The organism is Nocardia sp. NPDC051321, from assembly GCF_044455225.1.
Taxonomy (GTDB): domain Bacteria; phylum Actinomycetota; class Actinomycetes; order Mycobacteriales; family Mycobacteriaceae; genus Nocardia.
Map to the genome: position 1 here is coordinate 389,314 of NZ_JBITEM010000010.1, position 23,298 is coordinate 412,611.

Sequence of the window (23,298 nt, forward strand, 5' to 3'; positions counted from 1 at the left end):
GGGTGCGGGTGCGGCGGGCACGGCGGGAGCGGGTACGACCGGAGCGGGAGCGGGCACGGCCGAAGCGGGTACGACCAGAGCGGGTACGACCGAAGCGGGAGCGGGTACGGCCGAGGTGGGTGCGGACGTGCCGATCCTGGCCTGCCCGTCGGCACTCTGCAGGAGATCCTGGCCAAGTACGACGTGACCGACGAGCACGTCCCCGCGCTCGGCAAACATCCGGACTGGATCACACCGTTGGCCCAAGACCGCTGGGGCGCCTGCGATTTGACCCCATACGTTGTCGCACTGGCCCGCGGGAATTGGTGGGCTGCTGAATTCGGTAGTGCCGCCAGAATTCTGGTCGTGCACCGGGCGGCGGTCCGATCAGCCGCTGGAGCAAGGTCACCTACGGCGCCCTCAGCGTCACCGTCGACGGAGCAATGCTGCGGACCATCGAGGGGCTGTACGCCGCCGGAGCCTGCGCGTCGAACATCGCGCCGGACCCCGGCGGCCATTCGAGTAGAACCGCCTCGGGGAGGGCTCGTTCTTCGAGCGCCACACCGGGCACACACGGCGCTGCGGCGCCAGGAAGGCGTCTGATATGCGCTTCACCTATGCCGAGACGATGACGGACCCGGCGTACTACGTGCCGTTGGCCCAGGCTGCCGAGGCGGCCGGGTACACGTCGATGGCGGTCGCGGACAGCATCGCCTATCCGCGGGATTCCGACGCGAAGTATCCGTACACACCCGACGGGAGCCGGGAGTTCTTGGAGGACAAGCCGTTCATCGAGGCGTTCGTGTTGAGCGCGGCGATGGCGGCGGCCACTACCACGTTGCGGTTCACGCCGTTCGTGCTGAAGTTGCCGATCCGGCCGCCGGTGCTGGTCGCCAAGCAGAGCGCGTCGGTGGCCGCGTTGAGCGGTAATCGGTTCGGGCTCGGCGTCGGGATCAGTCCGTGGCCCGATGATTTCGAGATCATGGATGTGTCGTTCGAGAAGCGTGGCGCCCGGATGGACGAGTGCATCGACATCGTGCGCGGGCTCACCGCGGGCGGATACTTCGAGTTCCACGGCGAGTTCTACGACATTCCGCCGATCAAGATCAGTCCGGTGCCGACCGAACCGGTGCCGATCCTCATCGGCGGGCACAGCAAGCCCGCACTACGGCGCGCGGCACAACGTGGCGACGGATGGATGCACGCGGGCGGCGACGGCGCCGAACTCGACCGGCTGCTCGTCGAATTGGCAGCGCTGCGTACCGAATACGGGACACGCAAGGACTTCGAGGTACATGTGATCTCGCTCGACGGATTCACCGTCGACGGCATCAAACGGCTCGAGGACAAAGGCGTCACCGACGTCATCGTCGGCTTCCGCCTCCCCTACACCCTCGAACAGGACACCGAACCCCTCGACACCAAGATCACGAACCTCTCCCGCTTCGCCGAGAAGGTCATCGCCCGCACCGGCAACTGAGCACCGCACGATCAACGAGAGTTGCTCCGGCCCTGTGCCGTGAACGGCCATCCGAGGTGTCTTGCCCACCGAGCGACCTGAGCCGCCGCGATGGGCCGCCCTGACCACACGCTCAGCATCCAACGAACGGAGCCACCGAGCATCGCGCCGTACGACTTGCAGGGCCCAGATCCGCACTCTCTCGGAAGCCGCACCGGAAATAGAGCCCTAGAGGCAGTGCGGATCCCGAGAAAGAGTGCGGCTGTTGCTGGTTCAGGAAAGACGGGCCGTTATCCGAAGTAACCGTGCGGGCAGGGCGCTCGGCCGAGCAACGTCGGGAGCCGCTGCGAGCGCCGGGTTGGCTGTACCGCGCCTCGTTCAGACCGCTAAGGCAATACCGCCCGCAGCAGGCGAGCAGGCGCCCGGCCCCCTAGCGACGCATCCTCGAACGGGACATGGTGGCGCTGACACACCGGATTGCGCGCCCTCATGTCCCGTTCGGCGAGCGTAAGGCGGCGGTGGCGGCGGTGCGGGTTTGGGAGCGGTAGCTGGGGCCGAACAGGACGACGTGGACGAGTAGGTGGTGGAGTTGGTGTAGGGGGATGCGTAGGCGCCAGCCGTCGGCGAGGGGGTGGGTTTCGTTGTAGGCGGCGCGGATTCGGTCGAGGTGGGGGGCGCCGAAGAGGGCGAGCATGGCCAGGTCGGTTTCGCGGTGGCCCGCGTGGGCGGCGGGATCGATGAGGGTGGCGCGTTCGGGGGTCCAGAGGATGTTGCCGGACCAGGGGTCGCCGTGGATTCGGGCGGGTGGTTCCGGTGGGCCTGCCAGAGTGTCGATGCGGTCGAGGACCTTCTCCAGCAAGCGGGTTCCGTCCTGGCCGAGGTGTGCGGCGGCCTGGGGCAGATAGGGCGCGAGTCGGCGTTCGGCGTACCACTGGGCCCATGGACCGGCGGAGGGGGTGTTGTCCAGGGGTAGTTCGGCGATCCAGCCTTGCCACGGTGCGCCGAACGTTTCGGGTGAATGCGCGTGCAGCGCGGCGAGTTCCCGACCGAACAGCTCAGCCGCGGCGGGCGTCGGTTCGACGTCGTCGAGCCAGGGCAGCACGATCGTGCGATCATCGGCGGCGAGTACTTCGGCGAGCAGCGGCGAGGCCACCGAACCCGCACCGAGTTGGCCGGGATCGCGGTCGGGTCGTTCAGCGACTGTGCCAGGCGCGAGCCCGGTGGCGAGCCAGCGCAGACCTGCGGCTTCGGCGGCGAAGACCGTGGTCGGCGCGGCAGCGGATTTGACGAAGACATCGCGTCCGGTCGCCAGCGTCGCGCGGTGCAGGCTCCAGGCGTGACTGAAACCGAGGTCGGTGACGGCGCGGACGGAGGTGTCGAGGAGTGCGCCGAGGCGGTCGGCGAGGGTCATGGGGTCTGCGCGGTGAGGCGCTTCATGGTGTCCTCGTCGGCGGGGAAGAACGATTCGATGGCGAGTTCGGCGACCGTGACGTTCATGGGGGTGCCGAAGACGGTGGTGACGCTGATGAAGGACAGTTCGTGGCCATTGCTCAGTAGCCGGAGTGGGACGACGGTCTGGTCGGGCTCGGGCAGGGCCGGGTCGATTTCACCACCGGGATAGGCGAGCAGCTCGTCACGCAACTCCGCCAGCTCGGGCGAGCCGGTGACCTCTACCTGGCGGGACAGGCGCGCGAACACATGGCCGCGCCACTCCGCGAGGTTGACGATCTGACCCGCCATGCCGTCGGGGTGCAGGCTCAACCGCAAGGCATTCACCGGCGGGGCCAGCAGGGCGGGATCGATGCCGGCGAGAAACAGCGCCACGCCGGCGTTCGCGTCGATCATCGTCCAGCTCTGATCGATGGCCAATGCCGGGTACGGCTGGTGGCCGAGCAGGATCTGCCGCATCGCGGCGCGGATCGCGTCCATCGCGGGCGTATCGAGTGCGGGTTCGGCGTAGGCGGGCGCGTAGCCCGCGGCGAGCAGTAGCCGATTGCGTTCGCGCAGTGGGATTTCCAGGTGCTCGCTCAAATGCGCCAGCATCGTCCGGCTCGGCGTCGCGCGACCGGTCTCGATGAAACTCAGATGCCGAGCCGACGTCTCCGCGCGCCCCGCCAACTCCAGCTGACTGAGCCTGCGCTCGAGCCGCCAATGCCGAAGCAGATCACCAGCTGTTTGCGTACTCACTCCCCGATCCTACGAACAACCCGGCCCCACGACGATTACCTCGCAGGTAATGCCGCCTGACTCCCCGCTCAGCGCACAGTGATCACCCTGCTGTGCCAACCGGTGGAGCCGTCGGGGAACGGTGGGGTGCGGTGGTCGGTTTGGGTGGTGCCGGTGCGGTCGGTGGCGCGGACGCGCAGGGTGTGCGGCCCGGGGGTGGCGGGCCAACGGTAGGTCCACTGGCGCCAGGTGTCGGTGGAGTATTCGTCGGCGAGGGTGGCTGGTTGCCATGGCTGGTCGTCGATCTGGATTTCGACGGCGTCGATGCCGCGATGTTGGGCCCATGCGACGCCTGCGATGGTGAGCTCGCCCGCTGGGACGGTGGCGAATGCGGCGGGCACGTCGATGCGGGATGCGGTTTTGACGGGTGCCTTTGCGCCCCAACCACGTTCGGTCCAGTAGGCCTTGGCGCGGTCGAAGCGGGTGAGTTCTAGGTCGATGACCCATTTGGTGGCGGAGACGTAGCCGTAGAGGCCTGGGACGATCAGGCGCGCGGGATAGCCGTGGGCGATCGGCAGCGGTTCGCCGTTCATGCCTATCGCCAGTAGCGCGTCACGGCCGTCGGTCACCGCGGAAACCGGTGTGCCCGCGGTGAATCCGTCGATGCTGCGGGACAGCAGCAGGTCGGCCTCTGGTCGCACACCCACCTCGGCGAGTAGGTCGGCCAGCGGGTATCCCGTCCAGACCGCGGTGCCCGCCAACTCGCCGCCGACCTCGTTGGATACGCAGGTCATGGTGATCATCCGTGCGACGGGCACCCGGCGACGCAACTCGTCGAAATCCAATTCCCTTGGGCGATCGACCATTCCGTGGATCCGCAGCCGCCAGTCGGCGCTGGTCAGCGCGGGAAGTTGTAGCGCCGTGTCGACTCGATAGAAACGATCATTGGGAGTCACGAACTCGGCCAGCCCCGGAACCGACGGCCGCACACCGGGTCCGGCAGCCGGTACCGCCACCCGCGGAACCAGGAACCCCGCCCGATCGGCCACCACGTCGTGCAGCCGCGCACCGAGCCACTTCCCCGCGACCGCCGCACCCACCGCCGCCGCACCGAAACCCGCTGCCATCGCCAGAAAACGGCGTCGTGACGCACTTGCACCACCCGAATCGCGAGCCACGGCAGGTCCGGCACCAGGTCGTTGGCCCGACGCCGATCCCGCCTCGTCCTCCAATCCCGCCTCGCCCTCCCGTCCCGCGTCACCCGCCGAGCTCGAATCACCGTGCGCATCCGACGCCCGCTCAGCACCGATTCGCCCGGCCTGCCGTCCGCTACTCGGTCCGGGCGTGCCGCCTACCTCCGGCTCGATCCGAATCTCGGGACCGGCAGTCGGCTCGCAAGAATGCCGTCGAGCGCCCCATCGGCTGCCATCCGACCTGCGCCACATCGCACTCCCCCTGCCGACCGCCGAAGAGTTCCGTCCAGTATCTGATTCTCGGCTGTCTTCCCCCTGGTCGCGCCACCTGTCCGGACCACCACTCGACGTCGATGGAGGCCGCGCACCGCCCGGTTGCCGCTTCCCTTTCCCCTCCTGCGCATCGGGATCACCACTCGACTCGGACGAGGACCATCCGGCCCCCGGCACGCCGTCCGCCCCTGGATCGCGCCATTCATCGCGTTCGTCCCTCCACGCTGAACCGATCGATGACGGACCGCCATCCCGCGCTGACCCCGTCGATGCCAGAGCACCACCTGCGGTCGACTCCCACCGCGCCGCAGACTTGCCGCCGAGCGCACGGTCACCCGCACCGATCAGGCCGATGAGCACCCGCAGCACCACCACACCTGCCACGACCCCGACCAGTGTCGGTATCGCGAACCATGGTGTAGCCGTTGGGCGTTGGAGTGCGGCTCCGATAACCACGCCGCCTAACAGGACGAGCAGCGCGCTACCCAGCGGGCGTCGCCGTTCCAGCACGCCGAGGATAGCGGCGAAGACGACCATCACCGCCGCCATCGACGCGAACAGCGCGAGCTTGTCGTTGCTGCCGAAGTGGCGAATCGCGGCGTCTTTCAACGCATGTGGCGTATGGTCGACCACCGAGGCGCCCATCGCGTAGAACGGCGAGGCGGCCGGGTCGATCACCGCGGCGACCAGATGACCGACGCCAAGCACCGTCAGCGCGGCCAAGACACCGCTGAGGCCCGCGGCGGCTATCTTGAAGACCTGTTTCGGGCGTGCTTGTGCCACAGCTTGTTTCATCGCAGTCTCCCTGCTTGTCGGGATGGGAAAGCTGCGATACCGCGGGCGCGGAAGGCAGCTGGGGTCAGGTGAGATTCACGCTGGCGATCGTCGGCGTCGTCGGCGTCGGTGAACCGGCGGCCGGTTCGACGGTGACGGCCAATGTGTCGATCGCATCGAAGCGAGTCACCATGGCAGGCCCGGAAGCCGGCAGCTCGGTCATCACCCGAGCGGAGCGAGCCGTCCCACCGAGCGGAATCAGCCAGACCTGATAGGCGTGACCGGACGGCGGCGCCGACACCGACTCGAAAGAAACTGTGGCAGCGGCGATTCGATTCGAGGTACGGATGGTGAGCGTGCCGCCACCGGTGACCGGCACCGACTTCACCAGCACATCGGGTTGTTCCAGCACCATTTGCGCGGTGAGCTCAGGCGAGCCGGGATCGGCGCTGCGGTGCATGAGCACACCCACCCCCGCTCCGATGGCCACCACCACCGCGACCGCCGCGGCGAGCCAGCGCAACCGCTCGAATCGATTGCGGGACTTGCCCGATACTCCGGTCGCCGCATCGAGGGCCCGCAGCAACGTCGCCTCCAAGTCAGGCGGTGGCGCGGTCGCGTCGAGAACGGTGAGCGCGGCCAAAGTTTCGCGCACCCCGGAAACGATGGCGGCGAATGCATCTGCCGTGGCCTCGTCGGCTTCCCCCAACCGGTGCTCGATGGTGCGACGCTCGAGCTCGGCAACCGCGTCCATCGCGTACGGGTAGGCCAGGTCGAGCAGATCCGTTGCGGCCCGCCCGTTCTCGCTCATGCCCGCGCCTCGCTGACGCTCAGCTCCGGCACGACCGAGAGCTTGGCTGCGCCATCAGTGCGCTCGCTCATGCGGTATCACTTCCTGTCAAACAGTTCTCGAGCCGCTTCAATCCGTCGCGGATGCGGGTCTTGATGGTGGGCAGCGGGACCTCGAGGTGGTCGGCGACCTCGCTGTAGGTCCGGCCGCTGTAGTAGGCCAGCGCGACGGCCTCGCGCTGGATGGCGGTCAAGGTGTCCAGGCAGTCCAGTACCGACTGCTCGTCGAGGAGCTGGCCGACCTCCTCGGCGACGACGTCGTGGTCGCGGCCCAGATTCGCTTGGCCGTAGGCGATGTCGCGGGAGGCGGCGGACTGCTCGCGGCGGACCCGGTCCACCGCCCGCCGGTGGGTCAGCATCATCAGCCAACCCATCGGGCTGGACAGTTTCCGGTCGTATCCCGCCGCGAGCGACCACGCCTGCAGATACACCTCCTGGGTGATCTCCTCGGCCGCCGCGTGCCCACGCAGGATGCGCAGCGCCAAGCCGAACACCCGGTGGCTGGTCGCCCGATAGAACTCGGTGAAGGCATCGCGATCGCCGTCCGCGACAGCGTCGAGCAGTTCGACCAGCCGCCGCGACCGGGCGGCCTCCTCCGGATCCGCGCCGGTCGAGCACGACGGCGGCACCGGCGGTCCGCCCCCGCCGGTGTTGCGGCGCAGGCGGATCGCGGCGAGCTTCGGCTCATTCGGCATGCCCACCTCCGCGTCGATCGCTGGCGGGGACGGATCTGGAATGGATCTGCGGCAGCAACACGGCGAGCACGACTCCTGAGGGGAAGGACCATTCCGAACTATGGGTGTGGCGAGGTTACGCGGCCGGCGGCATCAGCACGGTATCGATCAGGTACACCGTCGCATTTGCCGTCTTCACTCCGCCGCAGATCACCGAGGCGTTGCCCACTTTGATGTCATCGCCGCTGCGGGTGACCGTCACGTCGGCGCCCTCGACGGTCTTGTGCGTGCCGGCGATCTTGTCCGGCGCGACCTGGCCCGGCACCACGTGATAGGTGAGGATCTTGGTCAGCGTGGCCGAGTCGGTCTTCAGCGCGTCCACGGTGGCCGGATCGATCTTCGCGAACGCCGCGTCGACCGGCGCGAACACCGTGAACGGTGCGCCGTTGAGCGTGTCGACCAGGTTCACCTGCGGATTGAGCTGACCGGATACCGCGGCGACCAGCGTGGTCAGCAGCGGATTGTGCGAGGCCGCGGTCGCGACCGGATCCTGTGCCATGCCACTGACCGAACCGGCACCGGTCGGCACCTGCTGGGCGTAGGCCTTACAACCGGCACCGACCAGATCGCCCGACGCGGCGGTCGAGGTGGTCAGCGCCGCGGTCGAGGACGGCGCGGCGGTGTCCTCGGACTTGTCGCTCGAACAGGCCGAGGCACCCACCACCGCGGTCAGCATCATCGCCGCCACGACCGAACGTCGCATTACAGTCATCGGTGTTTCGCTTCCGTCGATACGGCTCGAAGCCGTGCTTGGCATTGGACGGAACGGAATTCGCCTGGCTCGCCGACCCGGATGGGTCTGGATCGCGCCAATTTTTTCGAGCTAACGATCCGCGCGCGGGTCGAGGATCATCGCGCCGGACTGCACGAGGATGCCGCGGGCCCGGCGGCGCACCCGGCAGGTGTCCACCGAACAGTCCAAATGGATCTGCATCGCCCGGTGTGCCCGTGCTGCCGACATCGGGCCGGGGTCGACCCGGCAATCAGCGATATCGGCATTCATCGCAAACGTCTGCATCTGTCTGTCCCTTTCGCCGGGGCGCTCGACGAGCGCACGTCCAATAGCCGCACTAGTACTTCGCACAGCAACCAGCAACGGACTGGCTAGTCTTTGCCGAGCGGGACACGGTCACGGCGAACATCGACTGCGCGCTCGCTCATGTCCCGTTCGGCAGGCAGGATCGTGGGATGACTACTACGGCGGATTTCGTGTTCGACAGCGATACGGCCAGTGCACGAGTCGGGGAGCACGAGTTCGGGCTGACGCTGTCGGACCGATGGACCACCTTCATCGGCACAACGAATGGAGGGTATCTGCTGGCCAGCTGTTTACAGGCGTTGCGCCACGACTTGCCGCAGCCGGATCTGCTTTCCGCGTCCGCGCATTTCCTGCGCCCGGGTAGTCCTGGGCCCGCACGGATCACCACCGATGTCGCCCGGGTCGGGCGGCGCACCGCGACCGGGCAGGCGACGCTGCTTCGCGATGACAAGGAAATCCTGCGCGTGCTGGCCACTTTCACCGATCTGGCGGCCGCCGACGGACCGACGATGGTCAGTGGCAAACCGCCGGCATTGCCCCCGCCGGACCAATGCGTCGACGCGTTCGCCGCGTTCCGGAACCAACGGCCGCCGATCTCGCAACGAACCGAGGCTCGGATGGCGGAGGTGCCCGGTTTCTGGCGTGGCGAGCCCGGCGGGACCTCGTCCACCGAGTTCTGGGTGCGGCTGGCCGACGGGCGGGACGCCGATCCGATCGCACTGGCGTTCCTGGTCGACTCCGCGGCACCGATCGTGTTCGACCTCGGTATCCCCGGCTCCGCCACCATCGAACTGACAGTCCATATCCGCAACCGTCCGGTCCCCGGCTGGCTGGCCTGCCGGGTCACCACCAATTATCTGATCGACGGGTTCCACGAGGAAGACTTCGATATCTGGGACAGCACAGGGACTTTGGTCGCGCAGTCACGGCAGTTGGCGATCGTCTCGACGTAGGCCGCGGACTGCCCGGTGCGATCATGTGGGTCCGGCCGGGCACCATCGTCGGTCGCGGGCCGTCAACTGACCGCGGTGCCGCCATCGCGCTATCCGGCATCAGCCCTGCCCGGTCCCAGTCGGGGTGATTCGCGAACCTCTCGGCGTAAGTCGCGAACTGTCGGGTGCGGGCTTGTGGATCCGGGTTCAGCGGGCAGCACGGTCGTCGCGAGTGGTACACAGGCCAGCCCGACCGCCGTTCTGCCACCGTCCCTTATGGCATCGAAGCCGAGCGCGCAGATCAACGAAGTGTCGAATCTGGTGATCGAAGACGCACCGCCGCGAGCAAGGTCGGACTCGGGCCAGCCGACACCTTGCCGCTGGCGTGGCTCAACAGTCCGATCAAGTCGGCGGTGCGATCTTGGCGATGGAGACTACGCCCGGACCTGGTGTGACAGTGACGAACTGGCGATAGGTGCGGACGGCGGCGTCGGGGCGGATCTCGGTGATGACCACGTCGAAGCGACCGTCGGCCATCGGCGTGATCATCACGCAGTGCTGGGTGCCCGCCGGAACGGATCGGATGCCCGCGCTGATCACATCGACCGGCGGCACGGACGCGTCCGTCGTGGTGACCGCACGCGCGTCGGACCCCGAGCGGGTCACGTAGTAGGCGTACTGGAAGGCCAGGATGACATCGGGTCCCGAGGTGGTCGATCCGGTTCCGTTGCCGCGCACCAGCTGATCGTTCCTGGTCGGTTCGCAGCCGGGTCCCCCGCCGAGCACCGGATCCGCGTACGAGGCCGATTGCCGCGGCGCGCTCGCCGACGCCGTGTACACCATCACTACCGCGACCGCGGCCATCGAACCGACCACCGCCGCCGACCCGAACAGCCACGGTCGATTCCGGCGCTGGGCATGCCAGCGCTGCGGCAGTGACGCCGGAATCATCCCTGGCCACAACGGCGCTACCACCTTGTGCCGCCCGCGGTGCGCGGCGGAACTCCCCCCGGAAACGTTGGACGACGACATGGTTCCGCCGCACCCCCTTTACCGGTGCCTGTTCAGCGCCCCGGGACACCCTCAATGCCGTTGCGTAGTAACAAGATTGCACACCTTTGGCCAGCATGCCGTTCGAATGAATCACAGACCGGACTGCCGGTTTCGGTGAGCCCCTTCGGTTGCCGTCGCCGGACGCGAAAACCCGCGCCCCAGCTATTGCCCCGTCCGACCCGCCCGCGCCACAAGGGCCTGCCCGACCCGCACACTCTCAGCCACTGCACCAACACGCTGCCCGGTAGAACATGGTGGCAACAGTCGAGTAACCCGACCGGATCGAGGTGGCGACCCAAGTCGCGGTGTGCGGGCCGAGAGTGTGCGGCATCGCCCATCGGACTGGGGTCAGGCGGCGGACCGGCTGGATAGGGCCGATCCCAGGCGGCGAGCCTGATTGTGCGAGTCGAGCATGGACGCCTCGTGCAGCGGCAGCAGCGGTGCCATCACCGGGACATGCGGAACCATGGTGAGTTCGGGGGTGATGACAGTGAGGTCCAGACCCAGGATGGCCTCGCCCAGGATGTGCTCGAGCGTCGGCACCAGATGGTCCATGCCTTCCTTCGGGGTGCCCGGTCCATAGCCGCCGCCACGGGCGGAGACCACCACCGCGGGGCGACCGGCCGTCGACACCGGACCCGTGAGGTTCATGGTGCGCCCGACGACCAGGATCTGGTCCAGCCACGCTTTGAACACCGACGGCACGGTGAGGTTGTACAGCGGCACGGTGAACAGGTAAGCGCCGGCGCCGAGGAACTCTTCGATCAGCTCGTCCTGGATCGCCAGCGCCTCGATTTCCTCGACGGTGCGGTCGGCTGGGTCGGTGACGCGAACGGTGACCCCCGCCGCGCTCAGATGCGGCACGGGGGTCACCGCGAGGTCGCGGTGCACGACGGGCCCCTGCCACTCGTCACGGAAGGACTGGGCGATCTGACGGGAGATAGAGCCTTCGCCGAGTGCGGAAGTATCGATGTGGAGCAGGTACGACATGAGAGGTTTCCCGGCCTTTCCAAAGTTGCTCGGGGGCAGTGTCGTTGCGGACCGAATGTCCACCTCCGCCACGTACCTCCAATTCTTATTTTTTGTGCGTAGCGCCATGATGGACCAGTATTGGAGGCGCTACAAAAGGCACAGCGGTGTGCGTGACGGAGAGGAATGTGTGCCATGGACGTCAGCAACAGATCGGGAGCCGCGGCCGCCGCAGGCCCGTGCGCGAACATCCCCGCCGACCAGATGGACTTCATCCGCAAGATCCTCGACCGCGTCGGAGACAAGTGGAGCCTGCTCGTCATCGCCGCGCTCGACGCCGGACCCCTGCGCTACACCGACCTGCAATACCGAGTCCCCGGCATCTCCCAGCGCATGCTCACCCTCACCCTGCGCCAACTCCAGCACGACGGCCTGATCACCCGCACCGCCTACGCCGAAGTCCCCCCACGCGTGGAGTATGCCCTCACCACACTCGGGCGCGGCCTGCACGAGATCGTCGCCTCCCTGGTCGGCTGGGCCGCCGACCACCACGACGAGATTCGCGACCATCATGCACGCGCCACCACACCTTGAGTTGTCGGTAGAACGCGCCGCGCCCCGAATCCGGGTCGATCGTCAATGATTGCTGCTCATGACTGCGCCAGCCCGCCGTCGACACCACCGCACGTCTGCGACCTGTGCCCGCACCCGATCTCCGAAGACACGCTGTGGAAACCGGACGAGGAGTGCGCCGGCTGGATGCATTGCCGTGCGGCCGACTGCCAATGCTGGCACGACTGGCCACGCCTAACCCCTACCTGATCGAAAGACTATGCCGCTGGCCGCATCCGACGCCAGACCGCGTGACACCTCGAAAGATCAACGCCCGCAATCCCACACAGTCGCAGCCAGCTCCGCTGGTCAGATGATCAGGGGGAACCCGTGGCAGCATCGGCCGAGAGGCCAACTACATCAGTTCCACCTGATCGACTGTCCAGCAGCATCATCGGCGCTCAACCGGGCCGGTTCAGGTATTGGTGCTACGGGTTTGTGATCTCCGTGATCACCGTGGCGGGCGCGGGGCGCTGGGCGATCTCGTCGGCGACCTCGCGGGCCCGGTCGCGGTATGCGCTGTTGTCGAGCACCTTCGTCACCGCCGCGGAGATCGCGGGCGCCGAGTCGACGGTGAGCGCGGTTCCCGACGCGGCGGCGCGGGCAGCGTTGATGGGTTGGTCGGCGCCTTGGGGCCACAGCACCATGGGCAGGCCGCGGGCGAGGGCGCCGAGGATGGTGCCGACGCCCCCTGCGCCGACGACCAGGTCGGCTCGGTCGAGGAGCTGGGCCAACGGGACGAAGGGCACGTAGCGTACGCGCGCCGAATCGGTTGCGGCCGTGTGCTGCCGGGGTGCGGTGGGGTGGCGCAAGGATGCGCCGAGCGTGGCGATGACATCGACTCCGGTGTCCGCGACCGCCGCGACCGCCGCGACGGCCGCGGCGAGCGTGTCGGGGTCGGAGAAGATGGTGCCGAAGGTGACCAGCACCGTTGGCCGTTCGGCCGCGTCGAAGTCGGGCAGCTCCAGAACGACGTCCGCCGGGCGGCGGTGGGCTTGTGGCCGGATCGGCCGTACCGCGGTGGCGGGTGTCCAGCCCGGATCCTGGAGTTGCGGCGGGCACGGATCGAGGTAGCTCGCGGGCGCGACCGGGTTCAGAGCTAGTCGTCGGTATCGGATCGCGGCCGCGCGATCGATCTCCTCGGTGATGATCGCCGGGAGGGCCGGGCCTAGACCCGCTCTGTGCCAAGGAATGCCGAGCCGGGCGGCGACGATCGGTCCCAGTGCGTCGAACGGTTCGGCGATGACGAGATCCGCGTGCCAGCCCAAGGCCCGCTCGACACTCTCATCGACGGCCAGGTCGACTCGGGCGCCGCCGAAGATCTCCCCGATGACGCAGGGCGTCGGATGGAAGACATCAGCGCCGGTGCGGTCGGCCGCCTCCTGGGAGAACCTATCGGGCATCACACCAGCCTGGAGAAACTCGACGTTCCCGGGAAGTTCACCGGTGATCGCGGTACGGAACCCGGCGCTCGAGAGCAGCCCGACGGTGTGTCCGGCATCGACGGCCGCCTGCATCAGCGGCACCAGCGGCAGGATGTGGCCATAGGCCGGAGTCGCACTGAACAGCACTTTCACGAAAATCACCTTCGTTCGATCACGAGCCGATGCTCGCGGCCGCCCACGCTACCGCCGAAACCTCCGGCGACCGTTACCTTCGGGTAACCCAGGCCATAACCCCCTTGTTCCGCAACAGTTTCGGCAGGTAAGCCGCGCAGTTGGATCAGCTGCTCACCTAACGTTCAGGAGTCCGCGGTACCGGCCGTCAGCAGCCGCCGGGCCAATTCGTGGCAGCGCGCCGCCAGCTCTGGCGGGTCGAGCACCTGGAAGTCATGGCCGAACAAGACCATGCGCAAGAGCACGGCGTCGAGGTTGTCGGCGCCGCTGAGCACTTCGCAGTGCTCGCTGTCGCGCGGCCGGACGACGGCCGCGGACGCTGGGATCTGCGCGCGGACAACGTCGGCCGGTGCGTGCACGAGGAAGCGAGCCTGACGCGAATAGACGCGGCTGGCCACACCCTCCTGCACGTACGCGCCCGCGTCCGGCGTGACGCGTGCGCGGAAGTGCCACGTTCGGGCGGCCGCCTCGGTCATCCGGTCGACGCAGAAGGTGCGCCAGTCGTCGCGATCGAGGTCGAAGGCGAACAGGTACCAGCGCCGGTCCGAGGCGACCAGCCGATAGGGCTCGACCCGCCGCGCCTGCCACGTCCACCTCACCAACACTGCCGGAGATAGCGGACCGGATCTGTCCGCTAGGCGTGCCAGGGTATCCGCATGGAAGTAGACGACCTGGACTGGAACCGGACGCTGCGCGAGCAGTGGGAGTTCCACTGGGATCACCAGATACGCGCGCGACTGGCCGGCCTGTCCGACGACGAGTACTTCTGGTCGCCGGTGCCGGACGGCTGGAGCGTGCGGCCGCGGGGCACCTCCACCGCGCCGGTGCAGGCCGGCGGCGGCGAGTTCACCATCGACTACGCCTTCCCGACGCCGGACCCGGCACCGTTCACCACGATTGCCTGGCGACTGGGTCACGTCATCGTCGGCGTGCTCGCGGCGCGCAACGCGGCATACTTCGGCACGGACGCCGCGTCATACGACACCTGGGAGTACGCCGGTTGTGCCGCCACCGCACTCCATCAGCTCGATACCCAGGTCGGCACCTGGCTGGCCGGGGTGCGCACGCTCACCGATGCCGAGCTCGCGATCCCGGTCGGCTCGAAAGAGCCCTATCCCGAGGCGTCCATGGCTGATCTGGTGCTGCACATCCACCGCGAGCTGATCCATCATCTGTCCGAGGTCTGCCTGCTGCGCGACCTCTACCTGCACACCACGAATGGAGCAACCCGATGAGCCGCGAATTCCAGGTCACCTTCGACGCACACGACCCGGCGGCGGTGTCGACCTTCTGGCGCGACGTGCTCGGCTATGTGCACCCCGGCCCGCCCGGTGTCGACGTGCCCGCAGGCACCGACCCGCTGGCCGCGTGGGACGAGTTCCTCGCGCGTATCGGTGTGCCGCCCGAACAGCGGAACACGCGCTCGGCCATCGAGGATCCGGACGGGAAGGGCCCGCGACTGTTCTTCCAGCAGGTGCCGGAGGGCAAGGTCGCCAAGAATCGCGTACACCTCGATATCCGTGCGGCGCCCGGACTGCAAGGTGCGGAACGGATGGCGGCGCTGGAAGCCGAATGCGATCGCCTGATCGCCTTGGGTGCGAAGCGGGTACAGCGCTACGAGCCCGAGCCGCCGATGGGCGCGGGCCACATCGTGATGACCGACCCCGAGGGTAACGAGTTCTGCCTGGACTGACGCGCGGGACCTGGTTGCGTTTCGGCGCAGCCAGGTTCCGCTCGTCAGCCGGTGTGCGATGTTGCGGATGCAGTCACTTTCTGGCGTCCGCGCGGGACAGGTTCCAGCTGTGCCAGGTGTCGGGGTCGAGGTGGTCACGGATCCGGTTGCGGACCTCGGTGCGCAACGGTTCTGGAAGCCGGTCGGTCGCGGGCAGCACGTCGGCGGACAGTTCGGCCAGGTATTTGGTGTCGATGGCCTTGCCGTGCTGCCAGCGGTCGATGTTCTTGTCGGCGACGAGGCGTTCCGGATTCAGGATGGCCAGCGCGAGCAGAGTAGCCATGGCGGTGCCGATCACCGCGCGCGACAACCACATCCGGCGCAGACTCAACACCGCGCCGAGCACCAGCAGATAGATCAGGCCGAACCAGAGTTCACAGGCCTCGACCAGCAGGCGGAGCACGGTGAAGCCGTAGGCCTGCTGGTAGGTCCACATGCGGCCGAGGGCCGAGGCGACGATGATCAGCGAGAGCACGCTCACCGCGCACAGCAGCACACGCAACCACAGCCGGTCGGCCGCCGAATCCGTCGCGGCCCAGCGCAGCACGACCAGGATCACCGCGAGGGTCAAGACGGTGACGGCTGACAGTTGCCAGAACCCGCTGCGCGCGTATTCGGCATAGGTGAGTCCGGCTGTGCGCTGCACATAGTCGTCACCGCCGAACAACGCCACGAACTGTGCACCGACGAACACCGCGAACAGGGCGGTCAGCGCGCCGACCGGCAGCGCCCACTCCAGGCGGCTCAGCGTTCGCCCTTGGTCTGCCCCTACGAACTCCGAGGCCGGTATCGGCGGACAGGCCAGCACGTACAGCGCACCGATCGCGGCGAGCCCGACCACGACAAACAACACGATCCACTGGACCGTCCGGTCGCTGTCGACCTCCGGTGTCACGGACTCGAGCAGTTTCGCGAACGTCGCGTCCGCACCACCGAGCAGCGGAACGAACACCGCGAGCAAGACGACAGTGGCGATCACCGACAGCGCGATGCCCCGCTCGCGCTGCGACTTGACCCCACGCGACCGCTCGAGCCGCACATACACCCACGGAATACCCGCCAACGCCGCGATGGGCCACGCGAGCACGTCGTAGATCACTCCGCTCGCCGACCGACGCCCCACGACCGCCAGCGATCCGGCGACACACGCTGCCAGTACGCACAGCGTGAACAACCAGCCCGCCGCACGGAAGGTGCCCACCGCCAGCAGGGCCAGCAACATTCCCGCCCACCAAATCCGCGCTGACTTCTCGCCGAACAGGCCCGTCGACCGGGCCTCGCTGTCGGCAGCGAATTCCGCCGCCGAAGTAGACCGGCGATCTCGGTCTGTCGCGGACCCGGAATCCTGGTCCGCGACCGCGGAATTCGGTACGTCCGTGTTCGGCTCATCCCAGGCTGCCGGGCTGGCCGCTACGGAATCGCCGGACCCACTAGGCTGCGGATTCCGTTCGGTCGAGCCCTCATCGTTGAAGTGGGCCTCGGGAACATAAGATGCCGGATCGTTCGAGGCATCAGCCGGGCTGGTCGACGCAGAGCCGGATTCGAACTCCGGCGCACAGGGTTTCGACGCCCTCGTATCTCGCGAACCGGGTGCATCCGCATCGGCGGCATCGGCGGCATCGGCGGCATCGGCGGCATCGGCGGCATCGGCGGCATCGGCGGCATCGGCGGCATCGGCCAGGGTGGTCGAAGCGGGGCCGGACTTCAACTCCGGCGCATCGGGTTTCGACGCCCTCGCATCTCGCGGACCCGGTACAGCCGAATCTTGGGCTTCCCCGAGTTCATCGGCTCGCGCATTCGCGTCGGCCGAGCCCGCTTTTTCAGCGACCTGGATCTTGTCCGCCTGCGCATCGGACGCCGAATCCTTCTCTTCGGAATTCGATGTCGCGGTGCTCGCCGGCGCGGCACCTCGTTCGGGTCGCGCATTCGCGACGGCCGAGCTGGCTTCCTCAGCGTCCCGGATCTTGTCCGCCTGCGTACTGGACGTCGAAACCTCCTCTCCGGAATTCGATGTCGCGGCGGATTTCAGCACGGCACCGTGTGTCGAATCCTCCCCTCCGGGATTCGATGTCGCGGTTGGCGGCAGCACCGCACCACGTACTGAATCCGGCGATGCGGAATTACTGGCCGCAGACCGATCGTTGTCGATCAAGTCCGGTGCGGCGCTCGCGTTCCGGACCGACCTGCGAGCGTTGCGATCGACCAGGTACACCGCGCCGACGGCAACCGATCCGGTGAGTAACCAGCCGATTCCGGGGCGGTCCAACGGAATCAGGGCCGCGCCGGTGAATCCCGCCAGGCATGCGGCAGGCAGCACGCCGGGCGGGCTGGCGACGCGACGCCATTTCGGCGGTGGCGGCGGGGGCATGCGCATCGGTTGCGCGAGCAGGTTCAGCACCGGACTCGGCGCATCTGTCGTGGGCGACGGTGCGTATCCCGGTCCGGTGTCGGTGCGCGCCGCGTCCGCCAGCAGCGTCGCTCCGGCGCTGGGTTTGGAGTCTGTGCGTTCGACAGGCCGAGGTGCTTGGTGCCCGTCAGGTCTCGACGGCGATGGCGTTTCGGATGTTTCGGACATATTTCCCCTCCTGAGGGTGTGCGGGACCGCCCCCGGGACCTCGTGCGGTCCGGGCGCGGGTGTGGCTGGGTCAGTGGCCGGGTAGGACCACGCGGATACGGGAGCCGGGGTCGGCGACAGCGATGGTGCCGCCGTGTAGATCGACGATCCAGCGGGAGATGGCGAGTCCGAGACCGGTGCCGCCGCCCGCGGTGCGACCGCCGCGGGTGAAGCGGTCGAAGACACGGGCGCGTTCGGCCGGTGGTATGCCGGGTCCGTCGTCGGACACCTCGATCACCAATTTGCCTGCGTGCCTGCGCACGGTGACCCGGACCTCGCCGCCCGCCGGGCCGTGCCGTGCCGCGTTGTCGAGCAGGTTGAGCAGCACTTGATGCAAACGTGCACGGTCGGCGAAAACGCCTATGTTGCTGGGCTGTACGTCCGTCGTGAATCGCACGCCCCGGCCAAGCGCCGCCGCGGCGACCTCCGCCTCGGCGACGACCTCGGCCAACAGCGGTGCGACGTCCAGGCTTTCGCGGTCGAGCGGAAAGGCACCCGCCTCGATGCTGGACAGGTCGAGTAGTTCGGAGACGAGCAGGCTCAGCCGCTCGGTTTGGGCGAGCGCGGTGCGCAACGTCTTCGGATCCGGCTCGGACACCCCGTCGACGAGGTTCTCCAGCACCGCGCTCAATGCGGTGATGGGCGTACGCAGTTCGTGCGACACATTCGCGATCAAGTCACGGCGCTGCTGGTCCGCGGCCGCGAGATCCGCGGCCATCTGATTGAACGCCGCCGCCAGCTGCCCGACCTCGTCCCGTGACGTCGCCCGCACCCGCCGCGTGTAATCCCCGTGCGCCATCCGTTTCGCCGCCGCGGTCATCTCACGCAACGGCCTGGTGATCCCGTGCGCAAGGAACTGCGAGGTCACCAACGCGATCGCGACCGCTGCCAGCGTCGTCTTAGGCGGCAACCAGCCGATCTTGATCCGAAAGAACCCGAACGCGATCCCCCCGGCACACAACATCAAAATCGCCAGCTTCACCTTGATCGACCGCACCGGATCCAACGGCCGCGGCAAAACCTCCGCCACCTTGTCCGACAACACCCGCAGTCGCTCGACGAACCCATGGATTCCAGCCGCCCCCTCCCCCCGACCATCATCGCCCACGCCACCGGCAGCACCAGCTAAGCCCGAAACTGAAACCGGGACAACGTCATTGTCCCGGGCGGCTCCCCCGTCCAGCGCGGTCCCTTCGCCAGGTGCGCCACTCTCGTCGGGCGCCGCACGGTCGGCACTCATCGCGCCTCCGACGGCACACGGTTGCTCGTCTGCCTTGTAGGGCGTTGATTCACGCACAGCCCTTGATTCCTCGCACACGAATTGGCATGCGATTCGGTGTGCGGGAGATCAGGGCGTGTGCGCTGAGCTTGTGAGGTCTCGCGCGCTTTTCGGCGGGCAGGCGCGGTATCGAGTGGCCTTGCATCGAGTGCCGCGTGCACGCGCATCATCGCGTCTCCAGTGCGTAGCCGACGCCGTGCACGGTGCGGATCAGGTCGGCGCCTAGTTTGCGGCGTAGGGCTTTGACGTGGCTGTCGACGGCTCGGGTGCCTGCGGCGTCGGCCCAGTCCCAGACTTCTTCGAGGAGGCGTTCGCGGGCGAGGACGACGCGGGGACGGCGGGCCAGGCGGGTGAGCAGGTCGAATTCGAGTGGGGTGAGCTGGGCTTCGATGTCGGCGCGCCAGACGCGGCGCTGGTCGACGTCGATGCGCAGGTCGCCGACGATGATGGTGTCGCCGTCGCGGTCGGCGGCGCGGTCCACGCGGCGTAGCAGTGCGTGCACGCGGGCGGTGAGGACGCGCAGGGAGAACGGTTTGGTCAGGTAGTCATCCGCGCCGACGCCGAGTCCGACGAGTTGATCGGTCTCATCGGTACGGGCGGTCAACATCAGCACCGGCACCGCGCGTTCGGCTTGGATTCGCCGACACACCTCGAGGCCATCGAACCCCGGCAACATCACATCGAGCACCACCAGATCGGGCGACAGCGCCGACGCCGCGGCCACCGCTCCCGGCCCGTCATGCGCCAAGTCCACGGTGAACCCTTCGGCCCGCAGCCGCACCGCCACCGACTCCGCAATGGTCACTTCGTCATCGACCACCAGAATCCGCCGCGCCAGCTGTCCCCCAGCCGCTCCGCTCTGTTCCATGTCCGGAACCCTAGCCACCCGCTGTGGAGAGGTCCGGCACCAAATGTGGAGATTCCGTGTTGACGGGCCGGTGTCAGGGGCTACTGCGCGACAGGCACGTCTACTTCCATCAGCGGCAGTTCGCGGCCGGGGATCGAGCCGGACGCGACGTTGCCGACTCTGACCGCGCCCATCGCGCGATAGAACGATTCGGCGTTCGGGTCGGCATCGATCACCAGACGCTGCAAGCCCGCAGTGCGAGCGGTTTCGACGGCGTACCGGAACAGCTCGCCACCGATCCCCTTCCCGATCGCCTCGGGAGCGACGTAGAGCATCCCGAGCTCACCGACGGGCGCGGTCCCTTCGACGGTCACGAATCCGACCACGACCCCATCCGACTCTGCGACGGCAGTCCGTTTCGCGACAATCTCCGGCGGGGCGAGCGTGAGCTCGTCTCGGCATAACGCAAGGAACTGTTCGTCGTAACCCCAGAAGGCCTTGGATCGCAATGCGAGATCGCTGAGCAGCGCTGCCTCATCCGAACGCCCCGGCCGTACCGTCACACGCATCTCACGATTCTGCCAGCAGTCCGCGACACAGTGATTCAGCCGAAGCTGAGCCAATCCCGCTGGGCGACTGGACAAGTCCGGCCGTCGGGTGACTCGTCGTCCCGATCCGACGAGCGGGACAGCATCGAATGCTTACTCGCATCGCGTGCCAGTTGCGGCCCGCCCAGCGGAGGAACTGCGGCTACTCGATTACCGGGTCCGCGGCAGTTCGTGTTCGCCGTCTGGTGGTACCTCGCGCTGGGTCCAATTGAGCCCGCTCAGCCGAGCCGGTCGTTCACTCGATCAGCGGGCTCATGGTCAAGGACCCCGTTCGACGACGCCCACCGGGTCATCGGATAGCAAGTGACCGGCGCATGTTCTCCCGTACATGATCCGCGAGCCGAGTTCAGCTCCCGCCGGTTACTCGGTAGCGGGCCGGGGCTCGTGGTCGATGCCCTCATGTTCGGCGCCACGTCCGAAGCGCAACAGCCGCAGGGCGTTCGCGACGACGAGGAGGGTGGAACCTTCGTGGATGAAGACCGCAGGGCCGATGGGCAGACCGATCAAGGTGGCGGGGACCAGCGCGGCGACGATCAAGAGCGAGAAGGCGAGATTTTGCCGGATGATGCAGGCGGTGCGACGACTCAGGGCTACCGCGAAGGGTAGGCGGCCGATGTCGTCGACCATCAAAGCGATGTCGGCGGTTTCCAAGGCGACGGCGGAACCGCTTGCGCCCATGGCGATGCCGACCGAGGCGTTCACGATGGCGGGCGCGTCGTTGACGCCGTCGCCGACCATGGCGGTGCCGTTGCGGCCGCCGAGCTTGCCGATCATGGTGACCTTGTCCTCGGGGAGCAGGCCACCGTGTGCGGCGTTCAGGCCCATGTCGGCGGCGACGGCGTCGGCGACGCGCTGGTTGTCGCCGGAGATGAGGACGATGTCGTCGATGCCGAGTTCGCGCAGTCGTGCGACAACGGATGCCGCCTCGGCGCGCGGGATGTCCATCACGCCGACGACGCCCAGGTAAACACCCGCGTGCCGGACGATCATCGTGGTGCGGCCACGCTCGTGCAGTTCGTCGACGATTTGGAGGATGTCGCCTGGCACGCCCTCAGGATCGAGTTCGACGAACATGGTGCGGTTGCCGACCTCGGTGGCGCGACCGTCGACCAGGGCGGTGACGCCGCGACCGGTCACCGAATTCACCGAGGTCGCCACCCGTTCGGCACCGGCGGGCACCAATAGCGCGAGGTCGCGGGTGATCGCGCCGGCCAGGGGATGGTCACTGTAGGACTCGACCGCGAAGAGGGTGGTGATCAGTTCGTCGCGCAGTTCCGGACGGGCCGCGACGATGTCGGTGACCTTGGGCTGTCCCCAGGTGAGGGTGCCGGTCTTGTCGAACGCCATCGACCGCACCCGGCCCAGCGTCTCCAGTGGTCCGCCGCCCTTGGCGAGGACACCGGCCTGCGCGGCCCGGGCGATCCCGGCCAGCACCGCACTCGGGGTCGCGATCGCCAGCGCACACGGACTCGCGGCCACCAGAACGACCATGGCTCGATAGAAGCTGTCGGCGAACGGTTCCGACGCGGCGAACACGCCGAAGGCCAGCACGCCGAGCACGCCGGCGAGCACGACCGGGACATAGAACAGCTGGAAGCGGTCGATGAATCGCTGGGTGGGCGACTTCTGGGTGTCGGCCTCGCGCACCATCGTGATGACCCGCGCCAGCATGCTGTCCGCGGCCCGGCTGGTCACCAGCACATCCATCGCGCCGGAGCCGTTCATGGTGCCCGCGAACACCCGATGCGATTCCGGTACGGGTGTACTACTCGCCAGCGCGGCGGCCGCGTCGGCGATCGGCGCCTTCTGCACCGGAATGCTCTCACCGGTCACCGACGACTCGTCGACGCTACTCACCCCGTCGACCACCACACCATCCGCGGCGAGCCGCGAATTCGGCAGCACGACAACCACATCCCCGATCGCCAGCGCACCCACCTCGACCTCGCGCACCACGCCGTCGGGCCCGCGCACCAGCGCGGTGTCCGGAGCGAGTTCGGCGAGTGCCTCGATCGAGCGCTGCGCGCGACCCATCGCGTACTCCTCGAGCGCGTGCCCGAGGCTGAACAGGAACAGCAGCACCGAACCCTCAGCCCACTTGCCGACCAAGGCCGCGCCGACCGCCGCGACCAGCATCAGGAAGTCGACCTCGAATCGGCCCCGGCGCACGGTGGCGATCGCGGTGCGAATGGTGAAGTAGCCGCCGAAGAAGTAGGTCGCGGCGAACAACACGAGCGCCACCCACTCCGGCGCCGACACCAGGTACTTCGCCGTCATACCCGCGGCATAGGTGACGCCGGAGGCGATCGCGAAGATCAGCTCCGACCGCTCGCCCAGTAATGCCGCTCCATGCCCGTGCTCGCCTCGTTCCGCTGTACCCATGCCGCCATCATATGCATAGATCGCTATGTTTGCATAGATTCTGTTTGATCGACACCGTGCCGGGTAGGCAGCCATCACCCTCCGTGGTTGCGGCGCGGCGACAGCAGAAGGACCAGCTCGGTGAACGATTCGACAGAGAAATCCGTGGATGACGGCACGGCCGAAGAGGGCCACAGCCAATGGGTCGG

General features: G+C 67.8%; 21 protein-coding genes. 5 read left to right on the plus strand and 16 right to left on the minus strand.

Translation table 11 applies throughout. From position 1 onward, the window contains the following. Window positions 1–583: 583 nt before the first annotated feature. On the plus strand, window positions 584–1,459 hold the full coding sequence (locus tag ACIA8C_RS25645) for a TIGR03619 family F420-dependent LLM class oxidoreductase (RefSeq protein WP_397138857.1): 876 nt from the start codon (window positions 584–586) through the stop codon (window positions 1,457–1,459). Window positions 1,460–1,925: 466 nt separating this feature from the next. Here the strand turns inward: ACIA8C_RS25645 and ACIA8C_RS25650 are convergent, their stop codons facing one another. From ACIA8C_RS25650 to ACIA8C_RS25680, 7 genes are all read right to left on the minus strand, one after another. Beyond that, a complete protein-coding gene (locus tag ACIA8C_RS25650; protein WP_397138859.1) occupies window positions 1,926–2,849 on the minus strand; it encodes a fructosamine kinase family protein in 924 nt (307 codons plus the stop codon). Next, window positions 2,846–3,625 carry a helix-turn-helix domain-containing protein gene (locus ACIA8C_RS25655; RefSeq protein ID WP_397138861.1) on the minus strand — a complete coding sequence of 260 codons (780 nt, stop codon included), beginning with the start codon at window positions 3,623–3,625 and terminating at the stop codon, window positions 2,846–2,848. Before ACIA8C_RS25655 ends, ACIA8C_RS25650 begins: the two co-directional genes overlap by 4 nt. 68 nt (window positions 3,626–3,693) lie before the next feature. Further along, the gene (locus ACIA8C_RS25660) at window positions 3,694–5,865 is read right to left on the minus strand and encodes a molybdopterin-dependent oxidoreductase (protein ID WP_397138863.1); all 2,172 of its coding nucleotides are present in this window, start codon (window positions 5,863–5,865) and stop codon (window positions 3,694–3,696) included. Window positions 5,866–5,929: 64 nt separating this feature from the next. Then, window positions 5,930–6,655 (minus strand): anti-sigma factor domain-containing protein, encoded by a 726-nt coding sequence (locus ACIA8C_RS25665; RefSeq protein WP_397138865.1) that lies wholly within the window; start codon window positions 6,653–6,655, stop codon window positions 5,930–5,932. A gap of 67 nt (window positions 6,656–6,722) precedes the next feature. Beyond that, on the minus strand, window positions 6,723–7,388 hold the full coding sequence (gene sigK / locus ACIA8C_RS25670; protein ID WP_397138867.1) for an ECF RNA polymerase sigma factor SigK: 666 nt from the start codon (window positions 7,386–7,388) through the stop codon (window positions 6,723–6,725). 115 nt (window positions 7,389–7,503) lie between these two features. Then, complete coding sequence (locus ACIA8C_RS25675) at window positions 7,504–8,130, minus strand: fasciclin domain-containing protein (protein WP_397138936.1); 627 nt, start codon at window positions 8,128–8,130, stop codon at window positions 7,504–7,506. A 120-nt stretch (window positions 8,131–8,250) separates the two neighbouring features. Then, window positions 8,251–8,445, minus strand: a complete 195-nt coding sequence (locus tag ACIA8C_RS25680; RefSeq protein WP_379291285.1) for a hypothetical protein — start codon at window positions 8,443–8,445, stop codon at window positions 8,251–8,253. A 170-nt stretch (window positions 8,446–8,615) separates the two neighbouring features. Here ACIA8C_RS25680 and ACIA8C_RS25685 point away from each other — a divergent pair, with 170 nt between their 5' ends. Next, window positions 8,616–9,419 carry a thioesterase family protein gene (locus ACIA8C_RS25685; protein WP_397138869.1) on the plus strand — a complete coding sequence of 268 codons (804 nt, stop codon included), beginning with the start codon at window positions 8,616–8,618 and terminating at the stop codon, window positions 9,417–9,419. Between the two features lie 381 nt (window positions 9,420–9,800). Here ACIA8C_RS25685 and ACIA8C_RS25690 read toward each other — a convergent pair whose 3' ends face one another. Further along, window positions 9,801–10,430, minus strand: a complete 630-nt coding sequence (locus ACIA8C_RS25690) for a hypothetical protein (RefSeq protein WP_397138871.1) — start codon at window positions 10,428–10,430, stop codon at window positions 9,801–9,803. A gap of 369 nt (window positions 10,431–10,799) precedes the next feature. Then, window positions 10,800–11,441, minus strand: coding sequence for an FMN-dependent NADH-azoreductase (locus ACIA8C_RS25695; RefSeq protein ID WP_397138873.1), 642 nt, complete (start codon window positions 11,439–11,441; stop codon window positions 10,800–10,802). Window positions 11,442–11,615: 174 nt separating this feature from the next. Here ACIA8C_RS25695 and ACIA8C_RS25700 point away from each other — a divergent pair, with 174 nt between their 5' ends. Then, entirely contained in the window at window positions 11,616–12,014 is a 399-nt protein-coding gene (locus ACIA8C_RS25700; protein WP_397138875.1) for a winged helix-turn-helix transcriptional regulator, read from the plus strand. 446 nt (window positions 12,015–12,460) lie between these two features. Here the strand turns inward: ACIA8C_RS25700 and ACIA8C_RS25705 are convergent, their stop codons facing one another. Both ACIA8C_RS25705 and ACIA8C_RS25710 read right to left on the minus strand, forming a co-directional pair. Continuing rightward, window positions 12,461–13,609, minus strand: coding sequence for a glycosyltransferase (locus tag ACIA8C_RS25705; protein WP_397138877.1), 1,149 nt, complete (start codon window positions 13,607–13,609; stop codon window positions 12,461–12,463). Window positions 13,610–13,773: 164 nt separating this feature from the next. Next, window positions 13,774–14,247: a WYL domain-containing protein gene (locus ACIA8C_RS25710; protein ID WP_397138879.1), complete on the minus strand. Its 474-nt coding sequence runs from the start codon at window positions 14,245–14,247 to the stop codon at window positions 13,774–13,776. Between the two features lie 57 nt (window positions 14,248–14,304). Between ACIA8C_RS25710 and ACIA8C_RS25715 the strand changes: the two genes are divergently transcribed. Beyond that, on the plus strand, window positions 14,305–14,883 hold the full coding sequence (locus tag ACIA8C_RS25715) for a DinB family protein (RefSeq protein WP_397138881.1): 579 nt from the start codon (window positions 14,305–14,307) through the stop codon (window positions 14,881–14,883). Further along, window positions 14,880–15,341 (plus strand): VOC family protein, encoded by a 462-nt coding sequence (locus tag ACIA8C_RS25720; protein ID WP_397138883.1) that lies wholly within the window; start codon window positions 14,880–14,882, stop codon window positions 15,339–15,341. The genes ACIA8C_RS25715 and ACIA8C_RS25720 overlap by 4 nt, the downstream gene beginning before the upstream one ends. Window positions 15,342–15,414: 73 nt before the next feature. On the opposite strand, the gene ACIA8C_RS25725 is transcribed toward ACIA8C_RS25720, so the two are convergent. The 5 genes from ACIA8C_RS25725 to ACIA8C_RS25745 all read right to left on the minus strand — a co-directional run bounded on the left by ACIA8C_RS25725 (window position 15,415) and on the right by ACIA8C_RS25745 (window position 23,110). Further along, on the minus strand, window positions 15,415–17,955 hold the full coding sequence (locus ACIA8C_RS25725; protein WP_397138885.1) for a DUF4153 domain-containing protein: 2,541 nt from the start codon (window positions 17,953–17,955) through the stop codon (window positions 15,415–15,417). A gap of 70 nt (window positions 17,956–18,025) precedes the next feature. Then, a complete protein-coding gene (locus ACIA8C_RS25730; RefSeq protein ID WP_397138887.1) occupies window positions 18,026–19,234 on the minus strand; it encodes an ATP-binding protein in 1,209 nt (402 codons plus the stop codon). Between the two features lie 205 nt (window positions 19,235–19,439). Further along, window positions 19,440–20,141 (minus strand): response regulator, encoded by a 702-nt coding sequence (locus ACIA8C_RS25735; protein ID WP_397138889.1) that lies wholly within the window; start codon window positions 20,139–20,141, stop codon window positions 19,440–19,442. A gap of 80 nt (window positions 20,142–20,221) precedes the next feature. Next, window positions 20,222–20,689, minus strand: coding sequence for a GNAT family N-acetyltransferase (locus tag ACIA8C_RS25740; RefSeq protein WP_397138891.1), 468 nt, complete (start codon window positions 20,687–20,689; stop codon window positions 20,222–20,224). A gap of 399 nt (window positions 20,690–21,088) precedes the next feature. Beyond that, a complete protein-coding gene (locus ACIA8C_RS25745) occupies window positions 21,089–23,110 on the minus strand; it encodes a heavy metal translocating P-type ATPase (protein ID WP_397138893.1) in 2,022 nt (673 codons plus the stop codon). Window positions 23,111–23,298 lie beyond the last annotated feature (188 nt).